The sequence below is a fragment of the Micromonospora sp. DT228 genome (assembly GCF_049841595.1).
Taxonomy (GTDB): Bacteria; Actinomycetota; Actinomycetes; order Mycobacteriales; family Micromonosporaceae; genus Micromonospora.
The window spans coordinates 1-285 of record NZ_JBNCKO010000089.1; the positions used below are offsets into that span (position 1 = coordinate 1).

1 protein-coding gene is annotated in these 285 nt (G+C 66.7%); it reads right to left on the minus strand.

The window, feature by feature from the left end; translation table 11 throughout:
• On the minus strand, positions 1-265 hold a 265-nt coding region (locus ACLQ29_RS35535; protein WP_425775724.1), incomplete at its 3' end, for a hypothetical protein.
• Between the last annotated feature and the right edge of the window lie 20 nt (positions 266-285).

Genomic DNA, 285 nt, shown 5'->3' on the forward strand with positions numbered 1-285 from the left:
TCACTGCAGAGGCATTCCCGGCTGCGTCGCTCCCGGGCCGCGAAGCAGCCACAGCATCTCGGGTCGAGACGGGAAACGCCCGAGCGGCGATCGTTGCTTGATCAACTCGGGCCAGGATTCCCGCCCGGTCCGCTGGCTGCTCCCCACCGAACACCCGCATGGTGTCCTTCGGGTCGCGGTAGGCCGCAAGCTGGTTGCCGGCAAGCGTGACCTGCTTGATTGTCTCCAGCGAAGTGCCCTCGCCGTCGATCCGCTCCGCAGCCACCTTTCGCTCAGTCCAGTAGG